This window comes from Taibaiella soli (genome assembly GCF_003236175.1).
Taxonomy (GTDB): Bacteria; Bacteroidota; Bacteroidia; order Chitinophagales; family Chitinophagaceae; genus QKTW01.
Genome location: NZ_QKTW01000028.1, coordinates 139,658 through 146,518, shown reverse-complemented (window position 1 = coordinate 146,518; position 6,861 = coordinate 139,658). Strand labels below are relative to the sequence as shown.

The 6,861-nt window shown below is 42.8% G+C and carries 6 protein-coding genes and 1 tRNA gene; 3 read left to right on the top strand and 4 right to left on the bottom strand.

From position 1 onward, the window contains the following. Nucleotides 1–960 (top strand): hypothetical protein (locus DN068_RS22200; protein ID WP_165836481.1); only part of this gene is annotated, 960 nt, incomplete at its 5' end. A 411-nt stretch (nt 961–1,371) separates the two neighbouring features. Here DN068_RS22200 and DN068_RS21300 read toward each other — a convergent pair. Then, nucleotides 1,372–1,442 (bottom strand) — tRNA-Cys (locus DN068_RS21300). Between the two features lie 66 nt (nt 1,443–1,508). Between DN068_RS21300 and DN068_RS21295 the strand changes: the two genes are divergently transcribed. Further along, complete coding sequence (locus tag DN068_RS21295) at nt 1,509–2,399, top strand: nucleoside phosphorylase (RefSeq protein WP_111000975.1); 891 nt, start codon at nt 1,509–1,511, stop codon at nt 2,397–2,399. Between the two features lie 158 nt (nt 2,400–2,557). Next, the gene (locus DN068_RS21290; RefSeq protein WP_111000974.1) at nt 2,558–3,886 is read left to right on the top strand and encodes a prolipoprotein diacylglyceryl transferase; all 1,329 of its coding nucleotides are present in this window, start codon (nt 2,558–2,560) and stop codon (nt 3,884–3,886) included. A 138-nt stretch (nt 3,887–4,024) separates the two neighbouring features. On the opposite strand, the gene map is transcribed toward DN068_RS21290, so the two are convergent. The 3 genes from map to rplO all read right to left on the bottom strand — a co-directional run bounded on the left by map (nt 4,025) and on the right by rplO (nt 6,849). Further along, nucleotides 4,025–4,852, bottom strand: coding sequence for a type I methionyl aminopeptidase (gene map, locus DN068_RS21285; RefSeq protein ID WP_111000973.1), 828 nt, complete (start codon nt 4,850–4,852; stop codon nt 4,025–4,027). A 104-nt stretch (nt 4,853–4,956) separates the two neighbouring features. Beyond that, nucleotides 4,957–6,315: a preprotein translocase subunit SecY gene (gene secY, locus DN068_RS21280; RefSeq protein ID WP_111000982.1), complete on the bottom strand. Its 1,359-nt coding sequence runs from the start codon at nt 6,313–6,315 to the stop codon at nt 4,957–4,959. Between the two features lie 90 nt (nt 6,316–6,405). Then, on the bottom strand, nt 6,406–6,849 hold the full coding sequence (gene rplO, locus DN068_RS21275) for a 50S ribosomal protein L15 (RefSeq protein WP_111000981.1): 444 nt from the start codon (nt 6,847–6,849) through the stop codon (nt 6,406–6,408). Between the last annotated feature and the right edge of the window lie 12 nt (nt 6,850–6,861).

Sequence of the window (6,861 nt, the reverse complement as noted above, 5' to 3'; positions counted from 1 at the left end):
ATTTTTTGGGGGGACGTCAACTATCCATTACTCCCCTCTGAACGGAGTTTTTATTTAGAGTTAAATTATAGACATGCATACTTTGAAAAAGCAGGTTTAGACCTTAATCAAGTTTTTGCAAAACACCAATCCACCTGGTACACCAAACACAAAGACCTACTTAATTTATATATAAATAGATTTAATAAGATTTGGGTTTCCCATATTTACAGTTCAGAGTACGCACTAGAACTCATCAATAATGGATACTTGTCAAATGAACTAAGAGACTGGGCAGAGGAGCAAGAGTTGATGTTTTACAAAGTTGCGACCTTATCATTAAACGCAATTGCGGCACAGATAAATTCAGCCTCGTTTAGGCCGATTGAAATCATTAGACCATGGCAATCTAGCAACGAAAGTCTAATTGCAGTAGATAGTTCAAAAGACTGGATTCTATTGGCTCATTTCGAAGATGAGTATAAAGCTATCAACTATTCAGAGTTGGTTCTCGCGAAGAACATCGGCGGAATCACATTTTCAGGAAGAACGACCGATAATTCCCCTTATTCGGGCTACCGCTTGCACCCAACAGTAATTTGGGATAACGTCCCGATTGCTATTGAGATAGAAGAAACACCCACCGTCGCATTTATTCACCAAGATCCGATTGAATTTCTAAGATTACTTTGGCTAAATCCCAATCTCGCCCAAGCATTAAATTTAACGACATCCGATCCCGCGGATGGTTTATATGCAACAAATGAGAACAATGAGAAAGTATTAAAGTTGGAATCCTGGGCTTTAGAATACCTTGGGCTAAATTCTAACAACTCTTTACATGACGAAATGCCCAAACTCACAGGGTCCGCACTTTTCCTAAGAAGAGACTATTTTGACAACCTGTGCGAACTCTATAACCATACTCCAAAATATTACACACGGAGTTTTAAATCGCAAGACGCATCGGAACTAGACTAGTATATTGCAGCTTTGAGTAACATAAGTTTAATTTAGCAGTCTTCTATTTCCTATTAAAAAAGCTAGAAGTATATAGCGGGTCTTAAACGGGGGTTTCAGCTTTGTTATGATGAAAACCCATATAGGAAAATTGAGTAGAGTTATGCCGACTTTACCAAGTACCTCACCCCTTCAAAAAGACGTATAATTTGACGTTGCAAACTTCGGGCAATGCTTCTGTTCTCTAAACAGTTTAAGAGCCATGAACAGAGCAATATGCGGCTCAGTGCCCTCCTTCCTTGCATTACGAGTTTGTTACCATTTGTTCGCTATACTTTCAACAAAACAAACCAACTGTACCACAAAGTGTACCACCAACAAAAAGAATGGGCTGCAAGTAATTAACTTACAGCCCATTGCAACTTTTAAGTGAGGTCGAGGACGGATTCAAACCGCCGTACAAGCTTTTGCAGAGCTCTGCCTGATCACTCGGCCACCCGACCATTGCCCCGAAAGGGAGTGCAAACTTAGTAAAATTTCTTTTCTTTACAAGGCCTAATGAAAAAAAAATGAACAATTCTTTTTCTACACCAATCGGATCCTCTGAACTGATCATCAATGAGTCCGGTAAGATCTACCATCTAAACCTTGCCCCACATGAAATTGCCGATACTGTAATTACTGTGGGCGACCCGGATCGTGTAAAATTAGTATCTCAATATTTTGATAAAATAGAATACATCGCTCAGCACCGCGAGTTTGTAACGCATACCGGATATATAGGTCAAAAACGAATTTCCGTAGTGAGTACTGGTATCGGTCCCGATAATATTGATATTGTATTCAACGAACTGGATGCACTGGTGAATATAGATTTCGAAACACGCTTACCGAAAGAAACACATCAATCGCTTTCTGTTATCCGACTAGGAACATCCGGCGCGCTGCAGGCCAATATTCCGGTAGATAGCTTTGTGGTTTCCTCCTTCGGCATTGGCCTTGATAATTTATTGCACTATTATCAGCACAGCAATAATCAGGAAGAAGCCTATATCCTCAGCGATTTCCAAACACATTGCAAACTGATCAATACGCCAATCGTTCCCTATATCGCCGAAGGATCTATTCGCCTGCGCAATCATTTCACACAAGGATATAAACAGGGCATCACAGTTACCTGTCCGGGGTTCTATGGCCCACAAGGACGGATTCTTCGCGGAGCAGTAGCATTCCCTCATCTTATAGATGCACTGAGCACGTTCGATAGCCGCCAGCAAAACGTGACTAACTTCGAAATGGAAACATCCGCGATTTACGGCCTGGGGAAAATCTTAGGACACCAATGTTTATCTATAAGCACCATTGTCGCCAATCGGATTGAAAAAACATTCTCTAAAGATTCCGGGGCATCGGTAGATAAAATGATCCGGCAATCGCTGGAGCTCGTGGAAACGCTGTAAGGTGGTCAAAACGAGAAACGTCAAATGTCAGTGTGGTCTATCAATGGTGAATGGCCAATAACAAATTAAGCATCACATCTCATCGTTTGGCATTTGACGTTTCACAAAATTCACAATTGACCATTCACCATTGCCCAACAAAACCTATTTTTACACCCATGTATCCTGACTTTCACGAATTAGCGCGGTATTTGTTCGGAATTGAAAACCCGTGGCCATGGCTCAGCATTCTTAAAACATTTGGTTTCCTTGTAGCGCTTTCTTTTTTAGGCGCAGCTTATACACTCACATTAGAGTTGAAAAGAAAAGAGGCGCAAGGCTATCTTTTCCCGGAATTGTCCACCATTGAGGTTGGAAAACCGGTAACAAGAAATGAACTGATCTGGTCTGCGATTTGGGGATTTGTATTAGGTTTTAAAGTCGGTGGATTATTCGGCCATTGGGCAGATATAGCACCAGACCCGATGGGTTATCTTTTTTCTGCCAAAGGAAATATTTTGATCGGTATCATTGGCGCAGCTGCCATCGCCTATTTGAAATATGTGGAAAAGAAGAAAGAACAATTACCTCAGCCCGAAATAAAAAGGGTGGCAGTATACCCGCATCAACGTGTAGGTGAATTTCTCATCATTGCGGCTGCTGGCGGTTTGGCCGGTGCAAAAATTTTCAATGCATTCGAAACCTGGGATCAGTTTATCAAAGATCCGATCGGCAATTTAATATCCTCTAGCGGACTTACATTTTACGGAGGTTTGATCGTTGCGGCAGCAGCTATGTATTGGTTTGCAAAAAAACATCATGTCCGTTTCGTACATCTTTGTGATGCAGTGGCTCCGGGACTAATGTTTGCGTATGGTTTTGGTCGGTTTGGCTGCCATTTTGCCGGTGACGGTGACTGGGGCATTGCCAACAGCGCCTATGTTACGGATGCAACGGGAAAACTGGTTGCGGCGACCCCACAGAGTTTTCAAATGGCATTGACTAATGCACCCGAATATGTAAACCGGGAGTTCGGCAGTATGGATAAAGTAATGCATGCCCATGTCACGGCACCAAGCTGGCTGCCCGACTGGATGTTTGCCATGAACTATCAGCACAACGTAAATAATATCGGCATTCAGATGCCTGGCTGTACGGGCAATAATTATTGCTCTGTGCTCCCTGTAGGCGTCTTCCCTACGCCGCTTTATGAAGCGGTGACTTGTCTGATTCTGTTTTTTATACTCTGGGGACTTCGTAAAAAAATCAATAAACCATTCCACCTGTTTGGCATTTATCTGATCCTAAACGGACTGGAAAGATTTTTCGTAGAAAAAATCCGTGTTAACTATAAATATGACTGGGGTTTCCTGCACCCTACACAGGCGGAAATTATTTCTACTTGTCTGGTATTAGCTGGCCTCGCAATTATTGTTTTCTACAAAGGCAAAAATGTGAAAGGGCAACCTGTGACTAATAATCACGCCGCAGAAACGGTGGGCAGCTAGTCAGGTTCACAAAGTAATCCTTTCAGAATTGTCTATTAATAAATAAAGAACGGCCCCCACAAATTGTGGGGGCCGTTCTTACTATATACTCATAGTCTATTTATATCACCAATCAGACGCCAGAAAATCGACAAAGAGTTATGCGTTAGCAGTCGCTTCAGCCGCGTAATAAGAACTGTTCAATTCTTTATTAGCCTGCTCTGCAGCCTCGATCGGAGCAAAAGAAGACAAAGCCTCACCTTTTCCTTTTCTTACAGCTGTAGTATGCTCAAAATGCGCAGAAGGCTTATGATCGGCAGTTACGATTGTCCAGCCATCTTCCATTGTATAAACTTCTTTCACACCAAGATTAATCATTGGCTCAATTGCAATGACAATACCTTCCTTCAGGCGCTTACCCTCACCACGGCGACCATAGTTCGGCACCTGCGGATCTTCGTGCAGACGTTTACCTACACCATGACCTACCAGCTCACGAACAACTCCGTAACCGTGTATTTTATTGGTAAAATTCTCTACTGCATAAGAGATGTCGCCAACGCGGTTATTGTTTGCCGCTTGCTCTACCCCTCTGTACAAAGATTCTTTGGTTATTTTCAAAAGTTGGAGGACTTCCGGCTTCACATCGCCAATAGCAAATGTATAAGCGCTGTCACCGTGGTAGCCATTCATATAAACGCCACAATCAACAGAGAGAATATCACCGTCTTTCAATTCGTAATCGCCGGGAAAACCGTGTACCACTACTTCATTCGGAGAAATACACAAAGAATATTTAAAACCATGGTAGCCCTTAAAAGAAGGTTCGCCACCATTATCACGAATAAACTGTTCCGCCATTCTATCGATCTCAATGGTTTTCATACCTGGTTTCAGGATTTTTGCCACTTCGGTCAAAGTAGCACTCACCATTAAAGCACTTTTTCTGATAAGCTCAATTTCTTCGTGCGATCTGATATGTATCATAAATCAAAAATGAAATGCAAATTTAGGTATAAAAAAAGTAGTAAGTAACAGCTAAAGACAATAGCTGAATACTTACTACTAATATTTAAAAAGTTAAAATCAGACTATACAGAAGCGTTTGCTGCTGGCTGACGGCCAGAGATACGTCCTGTTTTCATCAGACCATCATACTGACGCATCAGCAAATGGCTTTCGATTTGTTGCAGCGTATCCAGGATTACACCTACACCGATCAGCATAGAGGTACCGCCGTAAAACGAAGCAAAACCACTTGTAACGCCCAACAAAGCTGCGATACCAGGAAGGATACCTGCGATTGCCAGGAAAAATGCACCAGGCAATGTGATACGATCCATAATCGTAGCGATGAAGTTAGCTGTTGGCTCACCAGGTTTTACACCAGGGATGAAGCTGTTGTTGCGTTTCAGGTTATCAGCCATTTCTGTCGGATTGAAAATCAACGCCGTGTAGAAGTAAGTAAATGCAATTACCAGTACAGCGTAGATGATATTGTACCACAGAGAAGTATGATCAGAAAGTGCGCGAACGAAGTTGCTGCTACCGCTGTCTGTGTTTGCAAAACCTGCGATTGTAGCCGGAATGAACATGATCGCCTGAGCGAAGATGATCGGCATTACACCCGCAGAATTCACTTTCAAAGGAATGAAATCACGGCTGCCGCTTACTTCTTTAGCAGCACTGGTGCTACCTACTGTAATACGACGGGCGTAGTTCAAAGGAATTTTACGTGTACCCTGAGTCAGGAGGATGAGACCAACGATCACCGTGATGAAGATAGCGAGCTCAATCAGGAAGATGAGCAAACCACCACCGCCACCGATGTTCTTCGCGCCGAATTCCTGCATAATGCTGTGTGGTAAACGGGCCAGGATACCGACCATGATGATCAGAGAAGTACCGTTACCGATGCCTTTATCGGTGATTTTTTCACCCATCCACATTACGAAGAGCGTACCTGCTGTCAATACTACTACAGTAGTGAGCCAGAAAAGGAATGCACTGTATTGAGGATCTAAAGCAGCAGCATATTGCGGAGTGCGGAGATAAGCCACATAGGCACTTGCCTGGAAGGCAGTAACCAGAACAGTGATATAACGTGTGTATTGGTTGATTTTGCGTCGTCCGCTTTCTTCACGTTGCATTTTAGCTACCTGCGGTACAACGATACCGGCAAGCTGCATGAAGATGGAAGCAGAGATGTAAGGCATTACACCTAATGCAAAAATGGAAGCACGGCTGAATGCACCGCCGGCAAACATATTCAGGATACCGAGCAGACCGCCGGGACCTTCTTTTTCTGAAAGCAGATTCGGGTTTATACCTGGCAGGGTAATGTAACAACCTACGCGGTAAACTAGGATCAGCATTAAAGTGAACAGAATACGCTTGCGGAGTTCTTCAATGCTCCAGATGTTTTTAAGCGTCTCGATTAATTTCTTCACAGGGACTGTTGTTAATCTAAAAATGAAATGCGAATAAAGGACAAAAGACGCACTTTTCCAAATGCGTCTTTCCATTATTTTAAAAAAATTTTAAACCAGTTCTACAGTACCACCTGCAGCTTCGATAGCTTGTTTAGCTTTTTCGCTTACTGCATTGACTTTGAACGCTATTTTGGCCTTCACTTCACCGCTTCCGAGGATTTTAACCACATCTGTACGATTAATCAAACCGTTGATGTACAGGTTATCCAGAGAAAACTCTTCGATGTTATATTTTTCAATCAGGAAATCAAGCTGACCCAGGTTGAAAACTTTGTAGTCTACGCGGTTAATGCTTTTGAAACCACGTTTAGGCATACGACGCTGAATTGGCATCTGACCACCTTCGTGACCTTTCTTAGATTGATAACCGGTACGAGCTTGTTGACCTTTGTTACCTTTACCGGCAGTAGAACCACCGCTACCTTCACCACGACCAACACGCTTTCTTGACTGAGTAGAACCTTCAGCAGGTTTCAGATTATGCAGTTGCATATAATTGTACAA

Coding starts and splice junctions, on each gene's coding strand:
- rplO (WP_111000981.1), bottom strand. CDS start 6,849: ATGCAACTGCATAATCTGAAACCTGCTGAAGGTTCTACTCAGTCAAGA.
- DN068_RS21290 (WP_111000974.1), top strand. CDS start 2,558: ATGTATCCTGACTTTCACGAATTAGCGCGGTATTTGTTCGGAATTGAA.
- DN068_RS21295 (WP_111000975.1), top strand. CDS start 1,509: ATGAACAATTCTTTTTCTACACCAATCGGATCCTCTGAACTGATCATC.
- map (WP_111000973.1), bottom strand. CDS start 4,852: ATGATACATATCAGATCGCACGAAGAAATTGAGCTTATCAGAAAAAGT.